This window comes from Rhizobium lentis (assembly GCF_014200175.1).
GTDB lineage: Bacteria > Pseudomonadota > Alphaproteobacteria > Rhizobiales > Rhizobiaceae > Rhizobium > Rhizobium mulingense.
In genome coordinates, this window is the sequence record NZ_JACHBD010000001.1 from 1,023,334 (window position 1) to 1,047,993 (window position 24,660).

The 24,660-nt window shown below is 60.2% G+C and carries 24 protein-coding genes; 13 read left to right on the plus strand and 11 right to left on the minus strand.

Annotated elements, in window-relative coordinates; all coding sequences use genetic code 11:
• Nucleotides 1-11: 11 nt before the first annotated feature.
• Nucleotides 12-1,445 carry an O-antigen ligase family protein gene (locus tag GGI60_RS04935; RefSeq protein ID WP_183912108.1) on the minus strand — a complete coding sequence of 478 codons (1,434 nt, stop codon included), beginning with the start codon at nt 1,443-1,445 and terminating at the stop codon, nt 12-14.
• 301 nt (nt 1,446-1,746) lie between these two features.
• On the opposite strand from GGI60_RS04935, the gene GGI60_RS04940 reads away from it, so the two are divergent.
• Together GGI60_RS04940 and GGI60_RS04945 are read left to right on the plus strand one after the other, a co-directional pair.
• Nucleotides 1,747-2,346 (plus strand): transglutaminase-like cysteine peptidase, encoded by a 600-nt coding sequence (locus GGI60_RS04940; RefSeq protein WP_183912106.1) that lies wholly within the window; start codon nt 1,747-1,749, stop codon nt 2,344-2,346.
• A gap of 321 nt (nt 2,347-2,667) precedes the next feature.
• Nucleotides 2,668-3,996, plus strand: a complete 1,329-nt coding sequence (locus GGI60_RS04945; protein WP_183912105.1) for a UDP-glucose dehydrogenase family protein — start codon at nt 2,668-2,670, stop codon at nt 3,994-3,996.
• Between the two features lie 169 nt (nt 3,997-4,165).
• Here GGI60_RS04945 and GGI60_RS04950 read toward each other — a convergent pair whose 3' ends face one another.
• The gene (locus GGI60_RS04950) at nt 4,166-4,957 is read right to left on the minus strand and encodes a metallophosphoesterase (RefSeq protein ID WP_183912103.1); all 792 of its coding nucleotides are present in this window, start codon (nt 4,955-4,957) and stop codon (nt 4,166-4,168) included.
• A gap of 748 nt (nt 4,958-5,705) precedes the next feature.
• Between GGI60_RS04950 and GGI60_RS04955 the strand changes: the two genes are divergently transcribed.
• Nucleotides 5,706-5,957 carry a KTSC domain-containing protein gene (locus tag GGI60_RS04955; protein WP_409527247.1) on the plus strand — a complete coding sequence of 84 codons (252 nt, stop codon included), beginning with the start codon at nt 5,706-5,708 and terminating at the stop codon, nt 5,955-5,957.
• A gap of 173 nt (nt 5,958-6,130) precedes the next feature.
• Here GGI60_RS04955 and GGI60_RS04960 read toward each other — a convergent pair whose 3' ends face one another.
• The 3 genes from GGI60_RS04960 to ung all read right to left on the minus strand — a co-directional run bounded on the left by GGI60_RS04960 (nt 6,131) and on the right by ung (nt 8,516).
• On the minus strand, nt 6,131-6,736 hold the full coding sequence (locus GGI60_RS04960; RefSeq protein WP_183912099.1) for an alpha/beta hydrolase: 606 nt from the start codon (nt 6,734-6,736) through the stop codon (nt 6,131-6,133).
• Nucleotides 6,737-6,746: 10 nt separating this feature from the next.
• Entirely contained in the window at nt 6,747-7,679 is a 933-nt protein-coding gene (locus tag GGI60_RS04965; RefSeq protein ID WP_183912097.1) for a VOC family protein, read from the minus strand.
• A 135-nt stretch (nt 7,680-7,814) separates the two neighbouring features.
• Nucleotides 7,815-8,516 (minus strand): uracil-DNA glycosylase, encoded by a 702-nt coding sequence (ung, locus tag GGI60_RS04970; protein WP_183912095.1) that lies wholly within the window; start codon nt 8,514-8,516, stop codon nt 7,815-7,817.
• 230 nt (nt 8,517-8,746) lie between these two features.
• Here ung and GGI60_RS04975 point away from each other — a divergent pair, with 230 nt between their 5' ends.
• The 3 genes from GGI60_RS04975 (at nt 8,747) to GGI60_RS04985 (ending at nt 12,079) form a co-directional block, all read left to right on the plus strand.
• A complete protein-coding gene (locus GGI60_RS04975) occupies nt 8,747-10,171 on the plus strand; it encodes a phosphomannomutase (RefSeq protein ID WP_183912093.1) in 1,425 nt (474 codons plus the stop codon).
• Between the two features lie 39 nt (nt 10,172-10,210).
• Nucleotides 10,211-11,638 (plus strand): mannose-1-phosphate guanylyltransferase/mannose-6-phosphate isomerase, encoded by a 1,428-nt coding sequence (locus GGI60_RS04980; protein WP_176539245.1) that lies wholly within the window; start codon nt 10,211-10,213, stop codon nt 11,636-11,638.
• Between the two features lie 135 nt (nt 11,639-11,773).
• On the plus strand, nt 11,774-12,079 hold the full coding sequence (locus tag GGI60_RS04985; protein ID WP_183912091.1) for a hypothetical protein: 306 nt from the start codon (nt 11,774-11,776) through the stop codon (nt 12,077-12,079).
• 13 nt (nt 12,080-12,092) lie between these two features.
• On the opposite strand, the gene GGI60_RS04990 is transcribed toward GGI60_RS04985, so the two are convergent.
• The gene (locus GGI60_RS04990) at nt 12,093-13,043 is read right to left on the minus strand and encodes an endonuclease/exonuclease/phosphatase family protein (protein WP_183912089.1); all 951 of its coding nucleotides are present in this window, start codon (nt 13,041-13,043) and stop codon (nt 12,093-12,095) included.
• 271 nt (nt 13,044-13,314) lie between these two features.
• Here GGI60_RS04990 and GGI60_RS04995 point away from each other — a divergent pair, with 271 nt between their 5' ends.
• Complete coding sequence (locus GGI60_RS04995; protein ID WP_183912087.1) at nt 13,315-14,331, plus strand: NAD-dependent epimerase/dehydratase family protein; 1,017 nt, start codon at nt 13,315-13,317, stop codon at nt 14,329-14,331.
• 30 nt (nt 14,332-14,361) lie between these two features.
• Here the strand turns inward: GGI60_RS04995 and GGI60_RS05000 are convergent, their stop codons facing one another.
• Complete coding sequence (locus tag GGI60_RS05000) at nt 14,362-14,676, minus strand: hypothetical protein (RefSeq protein ID WP_183912085.1); 315 nt, start codon at nt 14,674-14,676, stop codon at nt 14,362-14,364.
• 799 nt (nt 14,677-15,475) lie between these two features.
• On the opposite strand from GGI60_RS05000, the gene GGI60_RS05005 reads away from it, so the two are divergent.
• The 6 genes from GGI60_RS05005 to GGI60_RS05030 all read left to right on the plus strand — a co-directional run bounded on the left by GGI60_RS05005 (nt 15,476) and on the right by GGI60_RS05030 (nt 21,706).
• Complete coding sequence (locus GGI60_RS05005) at nt 15,476-16,177, plus strand: CerR family C-terminal domain-containing protein (RefSeq protein WP_183912083.1); 702 nt, start codon at nt 15,476-15,478, stop codon at nt 16,175-16,177.
• Complete coding sequence (hlyD, locus tag GGI60_RS05010; protein WP_183912081.1) at nt 16,174-17,187, plus strand: secretion protein HlyD; 1,014 nt, start codon at nt 16,174-16,176, stop codon at nt 17,185-17,187. Before GGI60_RS05005 ends, hlyD begins: the two co-directional genes overlap by 4 nt.
• Entirely contained in the window at nt 17,184-18,941 is a 1,758-nt protein-coding gene (locus GGI60_RS05015) for an ATP-binding cassette domain-containing protein (RefSeq protein ID WP_183912079.1), read from the plus strand. Before hlyD ends, GGI60_RS05015 begins: the two co-directional genes overlap by 4 nt.
• Nucleotides 18,938-20,065 (plus strand): ABC transporter permease, encoded by a 1,128-nt coding sequence (locus GGI60_RS05020; RefSeq protein ID WP_183912077.1) that lies wholly within the window; start codon nt 18,938-18,940, stop codon nt 20,063-20,065. The genes GGI60_RS05015 and GGI60_RS05020 overlap by 4 nt, the downstream gene beginning before the upstream one ends.
• 1 nt (nt 20,066) lies before the next feature.
• A complete protein-coding gene (locus tag GGI60_RS05025) occupies nt 20,067-21,179 on the plus strand; it encodes an ABC transporter permease (RefSeq protein ID WP_183912075.1) in 1,113 nt (370 codons plus the stop codon).
• Nucleotides 21,180-21,310: 131 nt separating this feature from the next.
• Nucleotides 21,311-21,706 carry a DUF1236 domain-containing protein gene (locus GGI60_RS05030; protein ID WP_097665115.1) on the plus strand — a complete coding sequence of 132 codons (396 nt, stop codon included), beginning with the start codon at nt 21,311-21,313 and terminating at the stop codon, nt 21,704-21,706.
• 102 nt (nt 21,707-21,808) lie between these two features.
• On the opposite strand, the gene GGI60_RS05035 is transcribed toward GGI60_RS05030, so the two are convergent.
• The 4 genes from GGI60_RS05035 to GGI60_RS05050 form a co-directional block, all read right to left on the minus strand.
• Complete coding sequence (locus GGI60_RS05035; RefSeq protein WP_183912073.1) at nt 21,809-22,246, minus strand: EamA family transporter; 438 nt, start codon at nt 22,244-22,246, stop codon at nt 21,809-21,811.
• Between the two features lie 36 nt (nt 22,247-22,282).
• Nucleotides 22,283-23,326, minus strand: coding sequence for a Gfo/Idh/MocA family protein (locus GGI60_RS05040; RefSeq protein WP_097578201.1), 1,044 nt, complete (start codon nt 23,324-23,326; stop codon nt 22,283-22,285).
• Between the two features lie 9 nt (nt 23,327-23,335).
• Nucleotides 23,336-24,121, minus strand: coding sequence for a ThuA domain-containing protein (locus GGI60_RS05045; RefSeq protein WP_183912071.1), 786 nt, complete (start codon nt 24,119-24,121; stop codon nt 23,336-23,338).
• Nucleotides 24,122-24,314: 193 nt separating this feature from the next.
• A complete protein-coding gene (locus GGI60_RS05050; protein WP_183912069.1) occupies nt 24,315-24,656 on the minus strand; it encodes an SMR family transporter in 342 nt (113 codons plus the stop codon).
• Nucleotides 24,657-24,660: the final 4 nt, after the last annotated feature.

Here is a 24,660-nt window from a genome sequence, read left to right on the forward strand (position 1 = left end):
AACCCATTTGCTCAAACCGTCCGCTGTTGAGCAGCCCCCTCATATAGTCGTTTCGCGTCTCCATTATTGCGTCCAAGACTGATCGCGACCACGGCACTGAGGAAGGCGGCGAAAAATACCGCAAAGCCCGGTATTTGCAGCGAAAAATCAACCGTAGCATGAAGGGCGACCAAAACCGTCGCCGCCAGACCAAGAAGAACGTAATGTCTCAAGCGGCGCCGTTGAACGAGCCCCCGCCAAAACACACTTGCGAGCACCGAAAAGGCGATGAGCGCCGCGATCGGAAATAAAATTCCGAGGCCCAGAAATCCTTCGAGGTAGAAATTATGAGCGCGATCAAAGATTCCGAAAATGCCGCAGGCCGGATCGCGATAGGCGGAAAACACGGTGCGGAAGGTGCCGAGTCCCGTCCCCGTCACCCAATGATCCGAAATGGCACGCCAGATGCCCGGCAGGATGCAAAAACGATCATCGTCCTCGAGATGCCGCTGTTGCGCACGCAAAATCGCCTGGCCGGCAAACATGCTCAGCAACAGGACAACGAAGATCATCGCCGAAAGAAGCTTTAATATCGACCGCCACCTTGGCGTCGGTCTCATATGGCGCCTGGAGTTGTTCCATGAGATGACAAGCCAGGGAAAGTAGATGAGAGCGGCAACAAAGGTCGCGAATATCCCAGCGCGTGATCGGCTCAGCATCAGCGCGGTGAAACATGCGCTCAAGAGCAGAATGTAGATCCACACCCTCAGGAGAAGAACGTTTCGGCCCGGCTCGCCGGGCGGATGGTTTGAATAGGAACGGGCAATATCCCTGACCAGGGTCAGCATGAGCAGCGTTCCCAGCCCGAGGAAGGTCGCGGCGGTATTGCGGTTGACGAACACGGCCGTCAGGCTGTCGAGGTAGGCGTGTTTTTCGATGACGATCAGAATGTTGGGAAACATCGAAAATTGTATCAGACTGAAAACCGCGATACCGCCCGCCGTCAGTCCGAGGCTGGCCAGCACTTTCCGCGCCCGTTGATCGGTATCGCACAAGACCAGGCCGGTCAGGAAGGTCACGAAAGGCAGAGCCAGCCAGAGAATCGAGGCGAGCGTATCGGCCGGCTCGACGGAGATCGCCGCGTATTGAACGCCCGCCAAGTCACGCGCAGCGCTCCAGGCAGGGTTTGCCAGCCAATTGGCTGGCAGTTCGATTGTCTGGACGAACGTCCACCCCGTCAGCACGACCAGCAGAAACAGGGCGATGTTGAACACGCATCCAGCCTGACTCGGCTCTCCAAGCAGCAGCCCCGCCGTAATGGCCAGAGCAAACATCCCGATCGCAGCGAAGGCGAAGGGAAAGGGCGTGACGCTTCCGAACGGAATGAGCGTCAATATTACCAGCCCAATGAAGGCAACGAGGATTGTCTCCCGCAAGACCTGCCCGTTGATGAGGTTGGATAACATTTGATTCGCTCATCAGCAGCAGCAACGAGAGAGATACAACCAATACGGTTAATATACTCGTACCAACATAAGTTGCATATCAAACGCTTGCGTGTTAAAGTGCAACAGAATTCCACATCGTTTAAAATTGTCCCGAAAGGCTTAAGCCAATCGAGACCGGCCCCGATTATGCTCCTTCAAGCGGCAGAAACGGGAAAGACGTTCTGTGCCCAATACTTGGCAGATCACTAATCGCCATGCCATTGACTGAGAAAAAAGGCAAGCCTGATCTCAATCGGTTGCCCTGAACGGGGATGAAGAGATGAAGAAGACGTTCGTTACACTTCTGGCACTGGCTTTTACAGCAGCGAATGCCTGCTCTGCATTTGCCGCCGGCCCCGCCGGTTTCGCCCGCGGCCTGACCAGCGGTTCAGGAGTGAGCTATATCTCTGAAAAAGGAACGATCATTCCGCCCTTCGCCCAGGTGCTGTTCTGCGCCCAGAACCCTGCCGAATGCCGCGACAACCATGGTTTGTCGGTGGTGGCGCTGACAGACAAGGAAATGCTGGAGCTGAAGGATGTGAACAACTCCGTCAATCGTACGATGATCGGCAGGAACGATCCCCGCAATGAACTGAACGGCGATGTCTGGAAAGTGAACGTCCGCAGCGGCGACTGTGAGGATTTTGCGCTGACCAAGCGCAGCCGGTTGATGGCAATGGGCTGGTCGTCACGCGCTTTGCGAATTGCGACGGCATACACGCCCTCCGGCGAAGGACACGCCGTCCTTGTGGTCAGAACCGACAAGGGCGACCTGGTGCTCGACAACAGGAAAAGCAGCATCAAGAACTGGCGCGATACCGATCTGCGCTGGGACAAGATTCAATCGGATACCGACCCTTACGTCTGGTATCGCCTGTAAAAACGGGCGCGGCTGGGGCAATTCCGGCAAAGTCGTGAAGTGCCTTAGCCTCCGCAATGCCCACATCTAAATAATTAAATCCGCCCGTTCCGGGTTGAAGTCGAGTCGGCTCCGATGCGCGGCTCGACTTGTCATATCGCCCACACAAAACTATGTTTTTGCAGTCGACAGGGCAGCTGGCGCGGGTCGCAGCGCCCTGAGTTGGAATTCCGACTTGGGCCACAAGGCGATCTTCGATGTTGTCTTTTCGCCCAGATTAAGTATGACGGGGTCCATGCTGCGACGCAGCATGACGTTCTACTCTAATGATTTGAGGGAAATATGCGCATCACGATGATTGGATCAGGCTATGTCGGCCTCGTTTCAGGCGTTTGCTTTGCGGATTTCGGCCACGACGTCATCTGCGTCGACAAGGATCTGAGTAAGATCGAGGCCCTACGCGAGGGCCGCATTCCGATTTACGAGCCAGGTCTCGATCAACTGGTCGCCGAAAACACCAGCACCGGCCGCCTGTCCTTTTCGACGGATGTCGGCGAAAGCGTTCGTGGCGCCGACGTCGTGTTCATCGCGGTCGGCACGCCCTCCCGGCGCGGCGACGGCCATGCCGATCTCTCCTACGTCTATGCGGCGGCGCGCGAGATCGCGACCTACGTAGAAGGCTTCACCGTCGTCGTCACCAAGTCGACCGTACCGGTTGGGACCGGGGATGAGGTTGAGCGCATCATCCGCGAAACCAATCCGACAGCCGATGTCGCCGTCGTTTCCAATCCCGAGTTCCTCCGCGAGGGCGCAGCGATCGAAGATTTCAAGCGCCCCGACCGCATCGTCGTCGGTCTGAACGACGACCGGGCGCGCGAAGCCATGACCGAGGTCTATCGTCCGCTTTATCTCAACCAGGCGCCGCTGGTCTTCACTTCCCGCCGTACCTCCGAACTGATCAAATATGCTGCCAACGCCTTCCTCGCAATGAAGATCACCTTCATCAACGAGATCGCCGATCTCTGCGAACGGGTTGATGCAAATGTCCAGGACGTTTCGCGCGGCATCGGTCTCGATGGCCGTATCGGCGCCAAGTTCCTGCACGCCGGCCCGGGTTACGGCGGCTCCTGCTTCCCCAAGGATACGCTGGCCCTGGCCAAGACCGCGCAGGATTTCGACGCGCCGGTTCGTCTCATCGAGACGACGATCTCCATCAACGACAACCGCAAGCGGGCGATGGGACGCAAGGTGATTTCTGCGGTCGGCGGCGACATTCGCGGCAAGAAGATCGCGATCCTCGGCCTGACCTTCAAGCCGAACACCGACGACATGCGCGACAGCCCGGCAATCGCCATCATCCAGACCCTGCAGGACAATGGAGCCCAGGTGATCGGCTACGATCCCGAAGGCATGGATAACGCCCGCAAGGTCATCGAGAATATCGAGTATGCGAGCGGCCCCTATGAAGCAGCCGCTGGCGCGGACGCGCTGGTCATCGTCACCGAATGGAACCAGTTCCGTGCGCTCGATTTCAATCGCCTGAAGCAGTCGATGCGGGCTCCGGTCCTGGTCGACCTGCGCAATATCTACCGCAGCGACGAGATCCGCAAACACGGCTTCACCTATACCGGCATCGGCACCAATCTCTTCCAGGAAACGACCAACTCCTGATACCGAGATCAAACATCCTGACGCCGCGGAATATAAATTCCGCGGCGTTTTTTATGCATGGCGTGCGGAAGCCTGCAGTGGCCCAGGGGCAACGACATGGATGAAAAACCAAGCAAAAGCGCGTCGTCGAACACCGCAAGCGATTGTCGCACGACACCGGACTCCTGTTCTACAGGAGTCCGACCCGCGTCCCTTTGATCGTCAGCACGGTCAGGCGGCCCGTCGCCGAAACCGCGGTGTCGATCCCGATGCGTTGCGGACCGAAGGTCGGAATTCGCGCCGGGGTGTGTCCATGAATCACGAGGAAAGGAAGCTGCGGCCCTTCGTTCAGAAAGGGCTGGCGGATCCACATAAGGTCACTGTCCTTTTGTCTCTTGAGATCGATGCCAGGTCTGATGCCCGCGTGGACAAAGACGACCCTTCCCATCTGCAGCATGATCGGCAGCGATTCCAGGAATTGGATATGCCGCTCCGGTATCATGTTGTGAATGACGCGGGCGATCATTTCGTTTCCAGCCGCCGATTGCAGTAGATGCTCGATGTCGATGCCGTATGAATTCAGCGTCTCCGTCCCGGCAAAACCAAGCCATTCAAGAAGGCGTGTCGGTTTGCGATAGAGCTTCACCAGCTCCGCATCGTGATTGCCGCACAGGGCGAGACGCTGAAATCCCGGCGGCGGCGGCTTGCTCAGGAATTCCAGCACCGCGCTCGAATCCGGCCCGCGATCGATATAATCGCCGAGCAGGAGAATGAGTTTCGGCCCCGGAATGCGCTCGGCATCCGCTTCGATGCGGCGATGCGCCTCGACGAGTTCGCTATAACATCCGTGGACATCGCTCATCGCATAGACCGCTGCGAAATCGCCTTCGGCAAATGTCAACCGAGCGCGCTTTCTATGGCTGCCAGTCAGTATCGGTATCTGTTGTCGCCACGGGACGAGATAGTTAAACATGTAACCCATTTATGAAACCCGGCCGTGTGGCGGGCTGTCGGAACTGATCCATTTCTCACCCATCGCCGCAACGGCACGAAGTTTAGTGATCATAAGAAGTTGGCCTGATCGCGACCGTCGCCATTGTAGCCGGAACCTACTGCCACATTCAAAACGACGGACCCATCGCCCTTTCGCTGAACCGCCCGCGCCAGCTCGCCTGGCTTATTGAGGCCGAATGCTGCGCGTCCAGCACATCGGGCAATGACGATCGCCCATCCTCGTCGCGCCCGATGGAAAGCGCAAGAGTCTCCTGCGCGGTCACCATCTGGGCGCCAAGCGCTTGAACGATTTTCGCGTCGCAATGGATCGACGAAAATGCGAGGAATCTCGCCTGCCGGTCGGTTGTCGGCGGCACGTGGTTAGGGCACCTCACGCCGCTCGGCGGGCACAGCAAAACGGCTCCCACGAACAAGGGCACGTCGTATTAATACATAATCGAGAAGATGTTTCGATTAATATTTCAACGTGTCTTAATATATTCTTGTTAACGGATGGTTAAGCTTGCGTTTTTACCAGATTCTTCAAAACTCAGCTGCATCGTTCAATATTTCCGTACCTGGAAGAACCGGAGACTGCCAATTTTCCACAGGCCGGGCCTTCGAAAAAGCTGTATTAATCAACTAAAACGAGAGACGCCAAGAAAAAATGAACGTTAAAGCAGATCGCGCTTGACGACCTTGCGGCACCGCATAAAGATGGTGCGTTGCGAGCGCGAATGCCATTCTTGATCAAGAATCTCAGATCCAAAACTGCGGGGTGCAAAGTGGAAACTGCGGTTGATTCGAAACTTATCGAGGCGATTGCCTACGACGAAGACAGCCGGCATCTGCGGGTCTATCTGACCAACGGTCAGAGGCGAGAATATGAAGGGGTTCCTAAAGGCGTCGTCGTCGGCTTGACGATGGCGGAGTCACCTGGGGATTTTTATATGAAGGCAATCAGGGGCAAATATCCTCCTCGTTCGTAAAACAGGATGATTTCAGGCCCGTTGGCCTAACATCTGAATCCTGTTCTCAATGAAAGAGCTAGAGCACTTTTGGTGGCATCTCTGTTGGCGATGCCAAGTCGTCGTATGAACCAAGATGCGGGACCGGTTTTCACCGGCCCCGCAATTCGGCCGTCGCCGGTTGGCGCAATCGATCAATAGCCGCTGAAGAAATCGCGAACTGCATCGATTTCGAGCGGCGCGATCTCATGACCACCGGGATGCCAGACCGTGCCGACCTCGGCGCCGCGGCCTTTCAGGTGTTGCGACAATGCTTCGGTCGCGGCCATCGGGGCGATCGGATCCCGCCGTCCGGCCGTCACCAGCACCTTTCTTCCCGCAAGCGTCGAATGGGCTTCCGGTTGAAACGGAATGAGCGGGTGCATCAGCACCGCCAGGTCGAAGATACCCTTCTCGATCAGCACATTGGCAAGAATATTGGCGCCGTTCGAAAAGCCCAAGCCGAAAATACGGGAAGCCTGGTACTCGTCAGCGAATGCTTTGACATAGGCGGCCATCTTCTCCGTCGCCCGTGAAAGGTCGGCCATGTCGTAGACCCCTTCACCGCTGCGCCGGAAGAACCGCGCAGCACCATATTCGGAAACATCGCCGCGCGGAGCAAGAACCGTCGCTTCCGGCAGCAGCTGTCGGCCGAAATCAAACAGCTGGTTTTCGTCGCCGCCGGTGCCATGCAACACGATCAGAATTGGTTTGCCAGGTGCGCCGGCATGCAGCAGGTGCACATATCCGGTTTCCGTCATGTCGCCCTCCTTACGCTTCCAGCGGCTGCAGATGCTGTTCAAGCAGCGCTCGAAGATGGGCGTGCTGCTGCGGCAGCTTCAGAGCTTCGCCGAGATGAGCCGTATCCTCGTCGCGGTCGAAGCCGGGTTCATTGGTCGCAACCTCGAACAGAACGCCACCCGGCGTACGGAAATAGATCGCCCAGAAATAATCGCGGTCGATCACCGGGGTCACCTGATAGCCGGTGTCCATCAGCGTCTTGCGCACTTCGAGCTGCTTTTCGCGGTTTTCGACCGAGAAGGCGACATGGTGGACGGAGCCGGCGCCGGGAAGCGCGCGGGCAATATTCGGCATCGTCTCGAGATCGATGAGATGCGCACCGTTGCCGTCAGGCATGATCAGCCGTTTGACCCCGTCCCTTTCCTCGGCGACTTCATAGCCCATGAACTTCAGCAGTTCGGCCGTGGCGCCGTCATCCCGCAGCCGCATGGCGACGGAGTGAAAGCCGCGAATGGCATAATCCTCGCTGATGCCGCCATGCGTCCACGGCTGGCGGCCATCGTCCCTGACCTCGACGAGCGCAAAACCGTCGCCATCGGGACCGGAGAAGTTCAACCGCTTTTCGCCGAAGCTTTCATCGGTCTTCAGGCCGCCGACGCCGAGTGCGGCAAAGCGATCGTTCCAGAAGCCGAGCGAACCTTGCGGAACCGAAAACACGGTCGTACCCACTTCACCGGTGCCGGGCCGGCCCTGTGCCATCTTCGGGAAGGGGAAATAGGTCATGATCGTGCCGGGCGCACCGGTCTCATCACCATAATAGAGATGATAGACATCCGGAGCGTCGAAATTCACCGTTTTCTTCACGCGACGAAGTCCGAGCGCATGGGTGAAGAACTGATTGTTGGTGCGGGCGTCCTCCGCCATCGACGTGACGTGGTGCAAACCCTTGATTTGATCGAGCATGTGAGACCCCTTTCTCGCCCGCCGCTTGCGGGCTTTCGATGGATCATAAATGCGCTCGGTCAGGCCTCCGGAATAGACGTGCAGACCAAAACGCATTGTCTCCTTTTTGTGAACACAGATCCATGTGTGTTCACTTCAGGACTTATGGGGATCGACCGGCAACTGCCAGTCGATCGGCGCGCGCCCGCGGGACTGCAGGAAGGCATTTGCCTTGGAAAAATGCTTGCAGCCAAAAAAGCCATTGTGGGCCGAAAGCGGCGACGGATGCGGCGCTTTGAGCACCATATGCCGCGCCGTATCGACAAAGGCGGCCTTGCGCTGCGCATAAGAACCCCAGAGCATGAAGACGACGGATTCGCATTCGTCGTTGACCTTGCGGATGACGGCATCGGTGAAGCGTTCCCAACCCTTGCCCTGATGGGCAGCCGCCTGCCCCTCCTCGACTGTCAGCACGCTGTTCAGCAGGAGCACGCCCTGCCGTGCCCAGTGCTCTAGAAAACCGTGACGCGCTGGCGCTATACCGAGATCCGTCTCCATCTCCTTGTAGATATTGACGAGCGAGGGGGGTATGCGCACGCCGGGCCGGACGCTGAAACATAATCCATGTGCCTGCCCTAGCCCGTGATACGGATCCTGACCGAGGATGACGGCCTTGACGTTGGCGATCGGTGTCAGGTCGAGAGCTCGGAAATACTCGCTACCTTTGGGAAATATCCGTTTTCCGACCTGCTTCTGCGCGACCAGGAAAGATTTGAGCTGCTGCATGTAGGGGCTTGAAAATTCCCCCTCGAGGGCGGACTTCCAGCTCTCGTCGAGACTGACGGATGTATCGCTCATCGGCAAACCTTCGAATAGGACGAAACAATGGACATACAGTTCTAACAAAATAGGCCGACGCCGCAATGCTCGTCGGTCTCGCGGCGGCTCCGCCCCATCGAAACCTGGCGGTGAGCGCAAACCTTGTTGGTTCTTCACCGCCCGTGTTTAACTATAAGCCCGCTTCGGTATTTACGCCGGCTGGCGAGCTGAGTAGAACTTTGATCGTGACAATCGGAGCTTGTCTTCACATGAAATTCGGCACGAGCGGCCTTCGCGGACTTTCAGTCGATCTCAAAGGACGCGCCTCCGCCCTCTACGCCACCGCATTCGGCAAATATCTGCTGGAGACCGGCAAGGCACGGGCCGGCGACATCATTCTGATCGGACGCGACTTTCGCGATTCCAGCCCTGAAATCTCGGCAAACTGCGCCGGTGCGCTGACGGCACTCGGATTCCGTGTCTTCGACTGCGGCAATGTGCCGACGCCGGCCCTCGCCCTTTATGGCCTCGAAAGCAAGGCCGCCTGCCTGATGGTCACGGGCTCGCATATCCCCGCAGACCGCAACGGCATAAAATTCTATCGCCCTGATGGCGAGATCGACAAAACGGACGAGGCGGCGATCACCGCACAGGCAGCCGAGATCGAACGAAGCGGCAAAGCGCTCATCGAGGCGCCGGCCAAGATGGAAGATCATGAGGCGATTTGCCGGCAGCTGTTTTTCGAACGCAATACGGCTCTACTTCCGCAAGGTGCGCTCTCCGGGCTGAAGATCGGCGTTTACCAGCACAGCACGGTCGCTCGCGACCTCCTGATCGACGTTCTCGCCCATTACGGTGCCGAGATCATCGCCCTCGGCCGCTCGGAGAGTTTCATACCGGTCGACACCGAAGCCGTTTCCGACGAGCCGATCGCGCTGATGAGGCGCTGGGTCTCCGAGCACAAATTCGATGCAATCGTTTCGACCGACGGCGACGGCGACCGGCCCCTGGTTGCCGATGAAACCGGCACACCGTTGCGCGGCGACCTTCTCGGCCTTGTGGCCGCCAACTTCTTGCGAGCCCGCACGGTGGTGACGCCCGTGACCTCCAATTCCGGCATCGAGTCCGCCGGCACTTTCACCGTCAGGCGCACGCGTGTCGGTTCGCCCTTCGTCATATCAGGCATGGAAGAGGCGGTGGCCGCCGGCGACGATCGCGTCATGGGCTTTGAAGCCAATGGCGGCTTGCTGACGGCAACCACTTTCGAGATCAACGGCCGAAAACTGCGCGCATTGCCGACACGTGACTGTTTTATTCCCATGCTCGCAATCCTGTCGCTGGCGGCCGCTCGCAGCCAGCCGCTTTCTGTCATTGCCGCCTCCTATAAGTTGCCGTTCGCCGCCGCCGATCGTCTGGAGAATTTCCCCGTCGAGACGAGTGCGGCATTGATGGAATATCTGCGCGCCTCGGATGAAAACCTTGCCTCTTTCCTACAGCCGATCGGCGCGGTAGCGACAAAATCCGATATCGATGGGCTTCGGGTGACACTGAGGGATGGCGGGATCATCCACTTCCGCCCGTCCGGCAATGCGCCGGAAATGCGCTGCTACGTCGAAGCCGGGAGCGAATCCGCCGCCCTCCACCTGCTGCACAGCGGGCTCGACAGAATAAGAGGCTGGGCAGCCGCCCGCTAACGTGCAACGAATAAGCCGTTTATTTCAAGGAACACGCCTATGACGCAGAAAATCGTTCCCGTGATCATGGCCGGTGGCAAAGGCACGCGGCTCTGGCCGCTTTCCCGCGCTACCGCGCCGAAACAATTCATTCAGTTCGTCGGCGACAAAACGCTGTTTCAGGAGACGCTTGAACGCGTTTCGGATCCCGAGCTCTACGAAGCCCCGATCGTCGTCACCAATGAAGAGTTCCGCTTTCTTGTCGCCGAGCAGGCGCGTGAGCTCGCCCGTCCGCTCGCCGCCGTCCTGCTCGAACCGGTCGCCCGCAATACTGCGGCAGCGGTCGCTGCCGCAGCGACGCTGGCCGCCGACCTGTTCGGCAAGAATGCCATCATCCAGATGCTCGCCTCGGATCACGAGATCCTCGCCGACAAGAGCTATTTCGATTGTATTCGCATCGCCCGCGAGGCGGCGGCCGACGGCAGGCTCGTCACATTCGGCATCAATCCGACCGAACCGGCCACAGGTTACGGCTATATCGAGATCGGCGATGCGCTGGAGAACGGCGCTCATAAGGTGAGCCGCTTCGTCGAGAAGCCGGCATTGCAGGAAGCCCAGCGGATGCTCGCCGATGGCGGCTTCTACTGGAATTCGGGCATCTTCATGTTCCCGGTGACGGAGCTTCTTGCCGAACTGCAGGAACATGCGCCCGAGGTGCTCAAAGCCGCAAGCAAGGCTGTTTCCAAGGCAAGCCGCGACCTCGACTTCACCCGCCTCGATGCCGATCATTTCGCCAAGAGCCCGGATATCTCGATCGATTATGCGATCATGGAAAAGACCTCGAAGGCCGCCGTCGTCCCCTCGCCGTTCCGGTGGTCGGACATGGGAAGCTGGGATGCCGTGTGGAAATCGGGAAAACGCGACGATAACGGCAATGTCGCTGCCGCGAACACGACCGTGGTCAACACCCGCAATTCGCTGGTCATGACCCATGGCGTGCATCTTGCCGTCCAGGGCATGGAGGATGTCGCCGTCATCGCCAGCGAGGACGCCGTCTACGTCGGACCGCTCAAGGACAGCCAGAATGTTGGACAATTGGTCAAGATGCTGGCCTCCACATCGGCGACAGCGAAGTTCACCGAAACGCATCCGACGTCCTACCGCCCGTGGGGCGGCTATACCTCCATCTTCAACGGCGATCGCTTTCAGGTGAAGCGCATCTTCGTCACGCCGGGCAAGAAGCTTTCGCTGCAAAAACACCATCACCGCTCCGAACATTGGGTCGTCGTCAAGGGAACGGCCGAAGTGACGGTTGGTGAGAATGTACGGATGCTGCGCGAGAACGAAAGCGTCTACATTCCGCTCGGCGAGGTCCATCGTCTCGCCAACCCCGGCAAGATCGTCCTCGAACTCATCGAGGTACAGACCGGATCCTATCTTGGCGAGGATGACATCATCCGCATCGTCGACGAGTTCGGTAGAACGTAGAGCGGCTTTCGGAACGGCTGGCGGGCTCGAGGCAACCCGCCGCCGGTTCCGTCGCGATCTGCATTGCTGTTGAATTTCCTCTCGGGGTTCTCGTAGAATGAAGGCGCCGACAGACATGACCGGAGATATTCCCTGATGCGTATCCTGCCCGCCCTCGCCGGATTTCTTTCACTGATGCTGCCGGCCATGGCGTTCGCCCAGCCAGCGAATATGCGCGCTGCAAGCGAGACCGAAATTCGCCAGCACCTGCCCGGCACGTCGGAACTGAAAGAAAGCAGCAATGGCTACGAATATCGCGAGGGCAACAAGAATGGCTACAAGATAGACAACGGCCAGGTCTGCGTTCTGTTTCCCAACAAGTCGAAGGATTGCGTCAGCGTGAAGACCGACGGCAAGACCTTCCAGATGATCGACCGCAAAGGCGGCCGAACGAGATTCTGACTTGCCGCAGGCGTTACCTCGCCGGTGAAGTTTCCTGGTCGAGCGCGAATTCTGCGATCAAACCGGAATGGTTCGAGCCGAGATTGTCGTCGAGACGTTTGAGCGAGATCAGGTGAAGCGGCGCCCGCGCGAATATGTGGTCGATGGCGATCCCGAAGGCGCCGGCTGCAATCGGCCATGTCGCCGGTTCAGGTGCAAGCGTCTTCAGTTTCTGTTCGCGGAGAAGACCCTGGATACTGGGTGCGATCGCCGACGAATTGAAGTCGCCGGACAGCACCAGAGGGCCGGAAATCGAACCGAGCGCCTTGCCGAGGTCATCCAGTTCGCCCATCTGGTAGTCGTCGTAATAGGGCTTGGACAGATGCGCCGACACGAGACTGATGGCTTGGCCGCCGAAGTCGACGCTTGAGACGACCAGCCTGTCTTTCCTGAGACTGCCGATGCTTGCGACCTGCCGCATCACGAACGGCCGTTTGGACAGGACCAGCGTATCACAGCTATCTTTGCCGTTGTCGCAGCCGATATGATAGGGATAGGCCTTGAACAATCGCTGCAGATGAAATGTCAGCGGCTTGGCTTCGAGCAAATTGACGACATCGGCGTCCGAAGCGATCACCATATCGGCAAGAGCCGTCGAGTTTTTCCAGTTGTCGATCGCGATGTTGAACGACATCAGACGGAAAAGCGGCGTGGCACCCGTCTGCTGATCATCCTGCGCAAATTCGCGCAGCATGACGAAACCGTGAGCAGTGAGAAAAAGCGAGGCGAGCAGAAGAACCAACCCGTATATCTGCCTTTTGACTGCCAGAATGACGAGACTGGCGGCAACAAAGATGACCCCGAGATGGATCTGAAAGCTGTAGACAAAGGACAGCAGCCAGAAGTTCGTGACATAGCGCAGCGACACGATGGCAATGGCAAAGGTCAAAAATGCGCAAAGAATCCAATAGATTATATCTCGCATCGATCCTGATTTCGCTTGCCGACGTGTGGGCGGGCATAACATGCAGGCCAGCATGTTGCAATGCAACATAACGATCGGGCGCCCATCCCCGCAGATGAGCAATATCGATGGCATCCGCCAAGCAGGCCGCGCCGATGCCCGTGCAAGCGGCATAGGTGTCGCAGCCTTCTCCCCCAAGACCTATCGACTCGGCCTCTTCTTATCTTGTAAGGGGGGTCACGTGATACGGAATCGGCTCTTTGCCGTCGGCGGGGGCCAAGAAAAGGTGGGAATGCGCTACTTCATTACAGGGACGGCCGGTTTCATCGGTTTTCATCTGGCCAGGCGCCTGCTCCAGGAGGGGCATGAGGTAACGGGCTTCGACGGCCTCACGCCCTATTACAACGTCAAGCTCAAGGAGATGCGCCATGCGGCCCTCTCCCAGTTTCCGGCCTTCAAACCAGTCATCGCGATGCTCGAGGACCGGCCGGCGCTGGAGGCGGCTGTCCTCGCGGCCAAGCCCGACATCCTGATTCACCTCGCCGCACAGGCCGGCGTACGCTACAGCCTGGAAAATCCCGAAGCCTATATACATTCGAACGTCGAAGGCTCGTGGAATATCATGGAAATCGCCCGGCGGGTCGAAGTCCGCCATCTGATGCTGGCCTCAACGTCATCGATCTATGGCGCCAATGCGACCGTTCCCTTCCGCGAGACCGATCGCGCCGACGAGCCGCTGACCATTTACGCCGCGACGAAAAAATCGATGGAGCTGATGGCGCACAGCTATGCCCATCTTCACAAGATTCCGACAACGGCCTTCCGCTTCTTCACCGTCTATGGCCCATGGGGCCGGCCCGATATGGCGCTGTTCAAATTCGCCAAGAACATGCTTGAGGGCCAACCGATCGAGATCTACGGCGAAGGCAATATGAGCCGCGATTTCACCTATATCGATGATCTCGTCGAAGCAGTCGTCAGGTTGTCGGCCATTGCGCCCGGCGAGGAAAATCGCCTCGACGACGCGGCGGTCGAAACGCTTTCGCGCCAGGCGCCCTTCCGCGTCGTCAATATCGGCGGCGGCCAGCCGGTCAGTCTGATGGATTTCGTCGAGACGGTGGAAAAGACGCTCGGCCGGCCTGCAATACGGCTGATGCTGGCGATGCAGAAGGGCGACGTGCCGCGCACTTTCGCTGCCCCCGACCTGCTCGTCGCCCTAACCGGCTACAAGCCGGATACGACCTTGGACGTCGGTGTCAAGGCTTTCGTCGACTGGTATCTCGACGCGCGCAGCGAACTTGACGCCTGACGCAGTTCAATCTCAAGTCCGCGACAGGCTTCAACGGAGAAGCGCGGCCGCCTGCACCGCCTCGACGGCCTTCGAAAACATATGGTCGACGGCGACGGTCAGCTTCTGTGCATAGGTCCTGAACTGGTAGCCTTCGCCTTCGACCGCTGCCGGATCGCGCAGCACGAAGGGAACACCCGGCCGTACGAATCCGGCGCGTGTCGTCAGCGGAACCTCGGGCGAATGGCCGATGGCGGAGGTGTACATCAGGTCGCGTGCAAGGCTGGCGGGGCCGATGGCGAAGGCCGGCCCGGCGGCAGCCGTGGCGGTCAAAGTCAAGGCGATGGCGGCAAGCGTTCTATGCATGTCGAGTCCCCATTTGCGGATCGGCGGGTTTTCACTCCGCCAGGCTCCAAACGATCGACGCGTCTGTCCACGCCTCGGCCGCTTTCATGAGATCACTCTACACGCCAGGATTTGCAGTGCTTTTAAGCGGATCGGTCAAATTTTACGAAATTTGACTTTCTCCGGCGCCGCGCATTTTTCTCGGATCTAAGGACCGAGAAGCGCCCGCGTACATGGCAAACACATCCGCCGGCCGATACGCCTCGACCAAACGCGCAATGCCAATGATGTGAACGCTGGCCCGCAGTCTAGAGAATGCGATCCAGCTTCTTGTTGATATGCAAATTGGGCATCAATCCCGCACTCTGGGCAGCGTGATAGGATTCTCGCGCCGCGTCGAACGAGATCGACCACATAATGGCGCTCAGCAGGAGCGCGATAATATAGATCTGAATACGCATCGAACCGGCGATACGGACAGACCAAGGCGGTTTTGTGTCAAAACATGGCCGGGCAAGCAACGGAAAGCGGCAGGTGCCTGTTTTGCAACCGGCCGACGCCAGACATATCAGTGTCGTGAAAATTAGCGATAGTCGCATCGCTTCCCTGTTGGCAGCCAGACCGAGGCTTGGTTCCCCTTCTCACCCCGAGAACCCTAAGAGGGTTCCCGCGGGCCTCTTTGCCTTGCTTATCTGCGTTGCCGTGGATCACCGAATGCGAAATCGATCATCTCCGCCCGTTGGGACCGCGGCGCGAAAGTCTCCACATCGAAATTAATCAATCGATTGACTTATTTTTCCAGCCATGTTACAGAATCGTCATGAGCAAGGAAAAGGCCAATCTACCACCAGCCTCAGCACGCGCCGATGTCGCGCGGCAGAAGATGCTTTCCGCCGCCCTCGACGTCTTCGGCCGCTACGGCTTCGACGGCGCCTCGACCCGCCAGCTGACCGAGGCGGCCGGCGTCAACCTGCAGGCCATCCCCTATTATTTCGGCAGCAAGGAAGGCCTCTATATCGCCACCGCCGAATATCTGATGGCCCGCATCGACACCCATGTCGGCGACATGAGGGCGCGCATCGGCGCGCATCTGCTGGCCCTGGATGCTGCCGGCAAACCGCTCGGCGAAGCCGAAGCCCGGCGCTTCCTGACGGACGTTCTCCAGACCATGGTGACGCTTTTCGTCGGCAAGGAATCCGAATCCTGGGCGCGCTTTCTGATCCGCGAGCAGATGGAGCCGACAGAAGCCTTCACGAGGGTCTACCAAGGCATCATGCGGCCGATGATCGAGATCGGCCGGCGGCTGATCGCCGCCATTCTTGACGAGGACCCCGGCTCGGAACATGTGCGCCTGCGCACCTTCAGTCTTCTCGGCAGCATCCTCGTCTTTCGCGTCACTCATGCGGCTGTGCTCAGCCAGATGGAATGGGACGCGGTCGGCCCGGAGCAGGTGCAAATATTGCGCGGGCTCGCCGCCGAGCTGGTCGATGTCATCGGCCCGTCGAAAGGAGGTGCGGCATGAAACGCATTCTTCCGCTGGCCATCATTCTCCTCATCGCGGCAGGCGCCGCCGCCTGGTGGTACGGCCTGCCGGAAAAGTTCGGCTGGCTCCCCGAGACCCGCCGCGAATTCGTCCTCTACGGCAATGTCGACATCCGCCAGGTATCACTCGGCTTCCGTGTCAGCGGGCGCATCTCCGAACTCCGCGTCGACGAGGGCGATGTCGTCAAGAGCGGAACGGTTCTGGCAAAGCTCGACGCCACGCCCAATGAACTTGCCGTCCGTTCGGCGGAGGCCAATGCGGCCGCGCTTCGCGCCACGCTCGACAAGCTGAAGGCGGGCCCACGGCCGACCGAGATTGCCCAGGCACGCGCCGCCTATGACGAAAGCCTCGCCGATCTGCAGAATGCCAACCTCGCCTATGACCGCGCCCGCCAGCTTCGCCCGCAGGGCACCATTTCCGAGGCGAGCCTTGATCAGGCGACCGCCGCAAAGGCCATGGCCGCCGCCCGCTCCCAGTCCGCCAGGGAAGCGCTGAAGCTTTTGCAGGAAGGCTCGCGCAGCGAGGATATCGCCGCCGCCGACGCGCAACTGAAGGCAGCCGAGGCAACGCTGGCCTCGGCCCGCACCTCGCTGGAGGATACCGATCTCCGCGCCCCGAACGACGGTGTCATCCTCTCGCGTGTGCGGGAAAATGGCGCGATCGTCTCGCCGGCCGATACCGTCTTCGTGCTGTCGCTGACCGAGCCGGTCTGGGTGCGCAGCTACGTCGCGGAGCCCGATCTCGGCCGCATCCACCCCGGCATGAAGGTATCCGTCGCCTCCGATACGGCGCCCGACAAACCTTACGAGGGCACGATCGGCTTCATCTCGCCTGTGGCCGAATTTACCCCAAAATCGGTGGAAACGCCGGAACTCAGGACCGACCTAGTCTATCGCCTGAGGATCGTCATCGACAAGCCCGGCCTGGATCTGCGCCAGGGCATGCCGGTCACCGTCCGCCTTTCAACGCCTGCGGCAGGCGGACGATGACCACCGCCGACACCGCCCCCCAGACCGGTTGGAACGACAAGCCGCTCGTCCGGATCGACGCCGTCACCAAACGCTTCGGCGATGCGCCCCCTGCGCTCGATGCCGTTTCCGGCACGATCGCCCGCGGCGCGATCACCGGCCTCGTCGGCCCTGACGGCGCCGGCAAGACGACGCTGATCCGCCTGATGACCGGCCTGATGCTGCCGGACACGGGGATCGTAGAAGTTCTCGGCTTCGACACCAGAAATAATGCAGCCGGCATCCAGGCGGCGATCGGCTACATGCCGCAGCGCTTCGGTCTCTATGAAGACCTCTCAGTGCAGGAAAATCTCGATCTCTACGCCGATCTGCGCGGCCTGCCGAAGAGCGAACGCGCGAGCACGTTCGACGAATTGCTGAGCTTTACCGATCTCAAACGCTTCACCGGCCGGCTGGCCGGCAAACTCTCCGGCGGCATGAAGCAGAAGCTCGGCCTTGCCTGCGCGCTTCTGAAAAAGCCGCGCCTGCTGCTGCTCGACGAGCCGGGCGTCGGCGTCGACCCGATCTCGCGCCGCGACCTCTGGAAGATGGTCGAGAACCTGACGAAAGAGGGCATCGGCGTTCTCTGGTCGACCGCCTATCTGGACGAGGCGGAGGCCTGCGACCACGTGCTGCTCCTGAACCAGGGCAAGCTGCTCTTTTCGGGAAAACCCACGGAGATGACCGAGCGCGTCGACGACCGGGTCTTCAGGGTCTCCGGTGTCACGGGACGCCGACGGCAGGTGCTTGCCGAACTGCTGCAGGCCGATGGCGTCGTCGACGGCGTGATCCAGGGCGAGGCGATCCGCCTGGTGGCGGCCAAGGACAAGACGCCCGATATCGGCAAGGCCGGCGACGGCGCATCGCTTGCTCCTACCACGCCCCGCTTCGAGGATGCCTTCGTCGACATGCTGGGCGGCGGCCCCGGCGGCCGCTCCAGGCTGGCCGAAGCGCAGGCGCCGCTCACCGCTGAGGGCGACCGGCCGGTGATCGAGGCCAGGGGCCTGACCAAGCGCTTCGGCGACTTCACCGCCGCCGAAAATATCAGCTTCGATATCCGCCGCGGCGAGATCTTCGGCCTGCTCGGCCCGAACGGCGCCGGCAAATCCACCACCTTCAAGATGCTCTGCGGCCTGTTGAAGCCGACCGGCGGCGAAGGCCGCGTCGCCGGTTTCGATCTGCGCCGCGATGCCGCCGAAGCCCGCAACCAGCTCGGCTACATGGCGCAGAAATTCTCGCTCTACGGCGATCTGACGGTCACGCAGAACCTCGAATTTTTCGCCGGCGTCTATGGCCTTCGCGGCCAGCGGAAGCGCGAACGCATCCAACTGATGGCCGATATTTTCGATTTCGGCCGCCATGGCCGCGAGCCCGCCAAGGATCTACCACTCGGCTTGAAGCAGCGCCTGGCGCTGGCCTGCGCCGTCATGCACGAGCCGCGCGCCCTCTTCCTCGACGAACCGACCTCAGGCGTCGATCCGATCACCCGCCGCGAGTTCTGGACCCATATCAACGGGCTGGTCGAAAAGGGCGTCACCGTGCTCGTCACCACCCATTTCATGGATGAGGCGGAATATTGCGATCGCATCTCGCTGATCTATCGCGGCCGCTCGATCGCGCTGGGCTCGCCCGATGAATTGAAGGCTCGCGTCGCGACCAGCGAGCAGCCGGACCCGACGATGGAGGATGCCTTCATCGCGCTCGTGCAGCAATCGGAAGCGGAGGATCCCGCATGAGCCCCTCTTCCGGTCGGCTTCGGCGTCTTTTTGCCCTGGTGCGCAAGGAAAGCTTTCAGGCAATCCGCGATCCGAGCAGCATCCTCATCGCCTTCGTGCTGCCGCTGATCCTGCTCTTTCTCTTCGGCTACGGCGTCTCGCTCGATACCACCCGCACCCGCATCGGCCTGGTGACCGAGGAGATGACGCCGCTAACGCAGGATCTCGCCGCCAGCTTCCGCGCCTCGCGTTATTTCGATGTGGCGATCGGCCGCGACCGGCGCCTGTTTGAGGAAGACCTCGTGCTCGGCAAGGTGCGCGGCATCGTCGTCATCCCGGCCGATTTCACCACGCGCTACACCACTGGAAACCGGCCCGACATCCAGGTGATCGTCGACGGCTCCGACCCGAACACCGCGAACTTCGTCCAGAATTACGCCCAGGGCGCCGTTGCCAACTGGGAGCAACAAAGGCAGGCGGATGTCGCCACCTCCAAGCCGGCCATCACGGTCGAGCAGCGCTTCTGGTTCAACCCGGAGCTGACCAGCCGCAATTTCCTCGTGCCGGGCTCGATCGCCATCGTCATGACGCTGGTCGGCACGCTTTTGACCTCCCTGGTCGTCGCCCGCGAGTGGGAGCGCGGCACGATGGAGGCGATGATGGCGACGCCGGTGACCGCCGTCGAGCTGCTCGCCGGCAAGATCCTGCCCTATTTCCTGCTCGGCCTGACCTCTATGACGCTCTGCGTGCTGCTTGCCGTCTTTCTCTTCGGCGTGCCCTTCCGCGGCTCCGTCGCCGCACTCTACGCCCTGTCGGCCGCCTTTCTGATCCCGGCTCTGGGGCAAGGCCTGTTGATCTCGACGGCCACCAAGAACCAGTTCCTTGCCTCGCAGCTGGCGCTGATCTCCGCCTTCCTGCCGGCCTTCCTGCTGTCGGGCTTCCTGTTCGAGATCAATTCCATGCCTGAGATCATCCAGTGGATCACCTTCATCGTGCCGGCGCGTTACCTGATCCCCAGCCTGCAGACCGTATTCCTCGCCGGCGACATCTGGCCGATGTTCGTTCAAGCCATCGCCGTCATGCTGGCAATCGGCGCCATCATGTTCGTGCTGGCGGCGCGCAGCACCAGAAAGAGGATCGGCTGAGATGGGATGGACAAGGCTCTACGCCCTCATCGTCAAGGAACTGCTCGCCGTGCTGCGCGATCCCAAGGGCCGCGCCATCCTGATCGGCCCGCCGATCGTCCAGCTTCTGGTCTTTTCCTATGCCGCCACGCTCGAAGTGCGCAATGTCGACGTCATGATCTTGAACCGCGACAGCGGCCATTGGGGCCAGGAATTGATCGAACGCATCGATGGCGCGCCGACCTTCCGCCACATCGAGATCGCCGCCGATCAGGCCGAAGTTCAGGTAGCGATCGACAACCAGGCTGTCATCGCCGCAATCGAGATCGGCCCGGATTTCTCCCGCAATATCGAGGCGGGAGCGCCTGCCGACCTGCAGGTGATCCTCGACGGCCGCCGTTCCAACGCCTCGCAGATCGTCGCCGGTTACCTCCAGCAGATCAGCGCGGCCCTTGCCGCAGAGACGCCGGCAGGCATGCGCGCCGGCCCCGCGATGGTTTCGACCATGCCCCGCAATTGGTTCAACCCCAACCTCACCTACCAGTGGTTCATGGTGCCGAACCTGATCGCCAGCATCGCGCTTCTGATCGGCCTGATCGTGACCGCTCTCTCCATTGCCCGCGAGCGCGAGCTCGGCACCTTCGATCAGCTGATGGTCTCGCCGCTGCGCCTGCACGAGATCCTGATCGGCAAGCTGATCCCGCCGATGATGATCGGCCTGTTCCACATCACCGTCTATATCCTGGCCGCCGTTTTCCTCTTCGAGGTGCCGTTGCGCGGTTCGCTCCTCCTGCTTTACGGCAGCGCCATCTTCTATCTCGGCTCGGTCGCCGGCCTTGGCCTGTTCATCTCGGCGCTGTCGATGACGCAGCAGCAGGCGATCCTCGGCGCCTTCCTGTTCATGGTCCCGGCCATGCTGCTTTCCGGTTTCGCGACCCCGATCGAGAACATGCCGGGCTGGCTGCAGCCGATAACCTTCATCAATCCGCTGCGATATTTCCTGGTGATCGTCAAAGGCGTTTTCCTCAAGGATATCCCCTTGAGCGAGGTGATAAACCAGACGATCCCGCTGGCGCTGATCGCCACCGTCACGCTCAGCGCCGCCGCCTGGCTCTTCCGTCGGCGGCTGGAATAATCGACGTCCGGTCAATGCTTCAGCGGCCTCACAGAATGTGAATCAGCTTTCCAAAGCGTGACTCTTTGCAGCGGGAACATCGAATAGATGGCGTCGTTAACGAGACGCAACCCCAGCAAAGGAGAAGCAAAATGTACAAGATTCTACTTGTCTCCAGCGCCCTTGCGCTGTCGTCTTTTGCCACCAATGCTCTGGCTGACGGAGCCGTCACCGGTGCTGCCGGTGGCGCTATCACCGGCGCGATTGTCGGTGGTCCCGTGGGTGCTGCCGTTGGCGGCGTGGCCGGCGGTGTTGCCGGCGCTGTTATCGATCCGCCCCCGCGCGAGGTCGTCACCTATGTCGAACAGCAGCCGGCCCCGACCTCTCGCGTGGTCGTCGAACAACCGATCGTCGTCGGCAAGCCGCTTCCGGCTGATGTCGTCGTCACTCCGGTGCCTGACAACCCGAAATATGCCTATACCGTTGTCAATGATCGCCGTGTGATCGTCGAGCCCCGCACCCACCGCGTGGTGCAGGTGATTGAATAATAAGAGCGTCGAAGTTCGCCTGCTGCGGCTCGGCTACCTACGGCCCCGCTTCGGCGGGGCCTTTTCGTTTGCTTGCGCCAACGCATCCTTGCCTGCGCCGGTTCAAGCCCTGTAGGCGACGAGTATGGCGCCTCCGGCAATCATGATGACGCCGAGCCAGTTCGGCAGCGTCAGGCGTTCACCCAGACAGAGCACAGCAAAGACTGAGACGAAGACGACGGACAGCTTGTCGATCGGCGCCACCCGGGCGGCATCGCCGAGCTTCAAGGCCCGGAAATAACAAATCCAGGATGCGCCGGTGGCAAGACCGGAGAGCACCAGGAACAGCCAGCTCCTGCTCGACACCGAGGACGGCTCCTGCCAGCTGCCTGATATGGAGACCATGATTGCCGCCGCCAGCAGGATGACGATGGTGCGAATGAAGGTTGCGAAGTCCGAATTGACATTTTCGACGCCGACCTTGGCGAAAATCGCGGTGAGCGCTGCGAAGCAGGCGGAAAGAAGCGCCCAAAGCGGCCAGCTTGTGAGAAGATTTTTCATACGGCTTGTCCCCGCCCCTCCGCCTCGCCCGCAGGATCAGACCTTCAGCTCGCGCCGCTCACGCTCGGTGACCATGGCGAGGTCGAGAACCTTCTGCAGGTTGGCGGCGTGGCGGAAATTGGGATCCGGCTGGATGCGGCTTGCTACCGCCTCGGCGAAGCGCTGGTAGTTGGTCGGCACCGGCGTCACCTCGATCTCCCTCCAGGTGGCGGTCTCGGCATCCTCGCCGAGGCAGCCGCGCAATTCGGAACCGCCGGGGCGATGAATGACCTCGAGGCTGCCCTTCTCGCCGTAGATGCGCAGCTTCAGTTCATTCAGATGGCCCGTCGCCCAACGGCTGGCATGGATGACGCCAAGCGCGCCGTTGGCGAAATCGACCGACATGGTGAAGCTGTCATTGGCGTCGAGCATATATTCGCCGATCTGGCCGCCCGGCGCCTTGTTGAAGGTCTTCAGCCGGGCAAAGACATGATCGATGTCGGTCGCGGCGCCATAGGCGGCGAAATCGAGGATGTGGATGCCGACATCGCCGAGTACACCGTTCGAGCCATGGCCGGTGGAAAGCCGCCACAGCCAGGTCGACTCCGTGCGCCAGTCGCCCCAGGCGCGCGAGACGAGCCAGCTCTGCAGATAGGATGCCTCGACATGTTTGATCGTTCCGAGTTCGCCGGCGAGCACCATCTCGCGGGCGCGCTGCAGTGGCGCGACATTGCGATAGGTGAGATTGACCATGTTGATGATGCCGGCCTTTTCGGCCGCTTCCGTCATCTCCAGCGCCTTCGGATAGTTTTCCGCCAGCGGCTTCTCGCAGAGCACATGTTTGCCGGCGGCGATCAGCGCCAGCGTCGTCGGGTGATGGATCCGATCGGGCGTGATGTTCGTCGCCGCATCGAATTCGCCCCAAGCGATCGCCTCGTCGAGCGACAGAAACCGCTTTTCGATGCCAAACTTGTCGGCGAAGGCGGAAAGCCGGTCGGGATCGGTGTCGACGGCGCCGACCACCGTTACGCCGTCGATTTTGCTGAAGTGGGTGAGCTGGTTTTTCGCCATCACACCCGTGCCAAGAACGAGTAGTCGCATGAATGCTCCTCAGCGGTAACCGGCTTCGCCGGCCTGGTGCAGTCTCGGGCCGCGTTCGACGATCGGCTCCAGCGCCTTTTCTACCGGCACATTTGGAGCATCAGTAATGCCGGTCAACGCCGCTTCAGGGTTATAGGCCCACTTGACGCCGTTGATCAGCACGTTCTGGACAGTGGCGTCGTGATAGGTCGGATAGGTCTCGTGGCCGGGGCGGAAATAGAAGATGTTGCCGGCGCCGCGGCGCCAGGTCAGGCCCGAGCGGAAGACTTCGCCGCCCTGGAACCAGGAGATGAACACCGTTTCCAGCGGCTCCGGCACCGAGAACTGCTCGCCGTACATTTCCTCGTTCTCCAGCTCGAAATGCTCGCCGATGCCGGCGGCGATCGGATGGCGCGGATTGATCGTCCACAGCCGCTCGCGCTCGCCCGCCTCGCGCCATTTCAGTGCACAGGGCGTGCCCATCAGCCGCTTGAATATCTTCGAGAAATGGCCGGAATGCAGCACCAGCAGGCCCATACCCTCCCAGACGCGCTTGGCGACGCGTTCGACGACGACGTCGGAGACCGCACCGTGATCCTTGTGGCCCCACCAGGTCAGCACATCGGTTTCGGCAAGCCGGGCTTCGCTGAGGCCATGTTCCGGTTCCTGCAGCGTCGCCGTCGTCGCCGAGATGGCGGGATCGGCATTCAGCGCATTGGCGATCGTCGTATGCATGCCCTCGGGATAGATGCCGCGAACGATCTCATTGGTGGTCTCGTGAATATTCTCTCCCCAGACGACGGTGCGTATGGCCATGATGTGCTCCTCTGGAAGCTGGAAGTATCGAGCAGGCGGGAAAGCAGAATTCAAAGCGCTTTGGAAAAAGGCGCTGGGTGCGCCTCGATCTCCTCCACGTCCAAGCAACACATAGCCCTTTGTCAGGAATTTGACAAAGGGGAAAATTTGTCGCGCGAACCTCGGAGGAAGCATCTAAAATATCATAGCAAAATCAGTGCGAAACTGATTCCGAAAACAGGTTGACGACGACGACGCCGGATATGATCAGCCCCAAGCCGATGATCGCCGGCAGGTCGAGGCGCTGCTTGAAGAAGACGAGGCCCACAGAGGAAATCAGCACGATTCCCAAAGCGCTCCAAATCGCGTACGCAATGCCGACGGGAATGCTCTTCAGCGTCAGCGACAGGCAATAGAAGGCCGCTGCATAACAGGCGACGACGAGCACCGTTGGCCCGATGCGGGTGAACTGCTGCGACAATTGCAGCGCGGTGGTGCCGATGACTTCGAGCACGATGGCGGCAAAAAGCAGCCCGTAAACGGCAGCCTGGCTCATGACG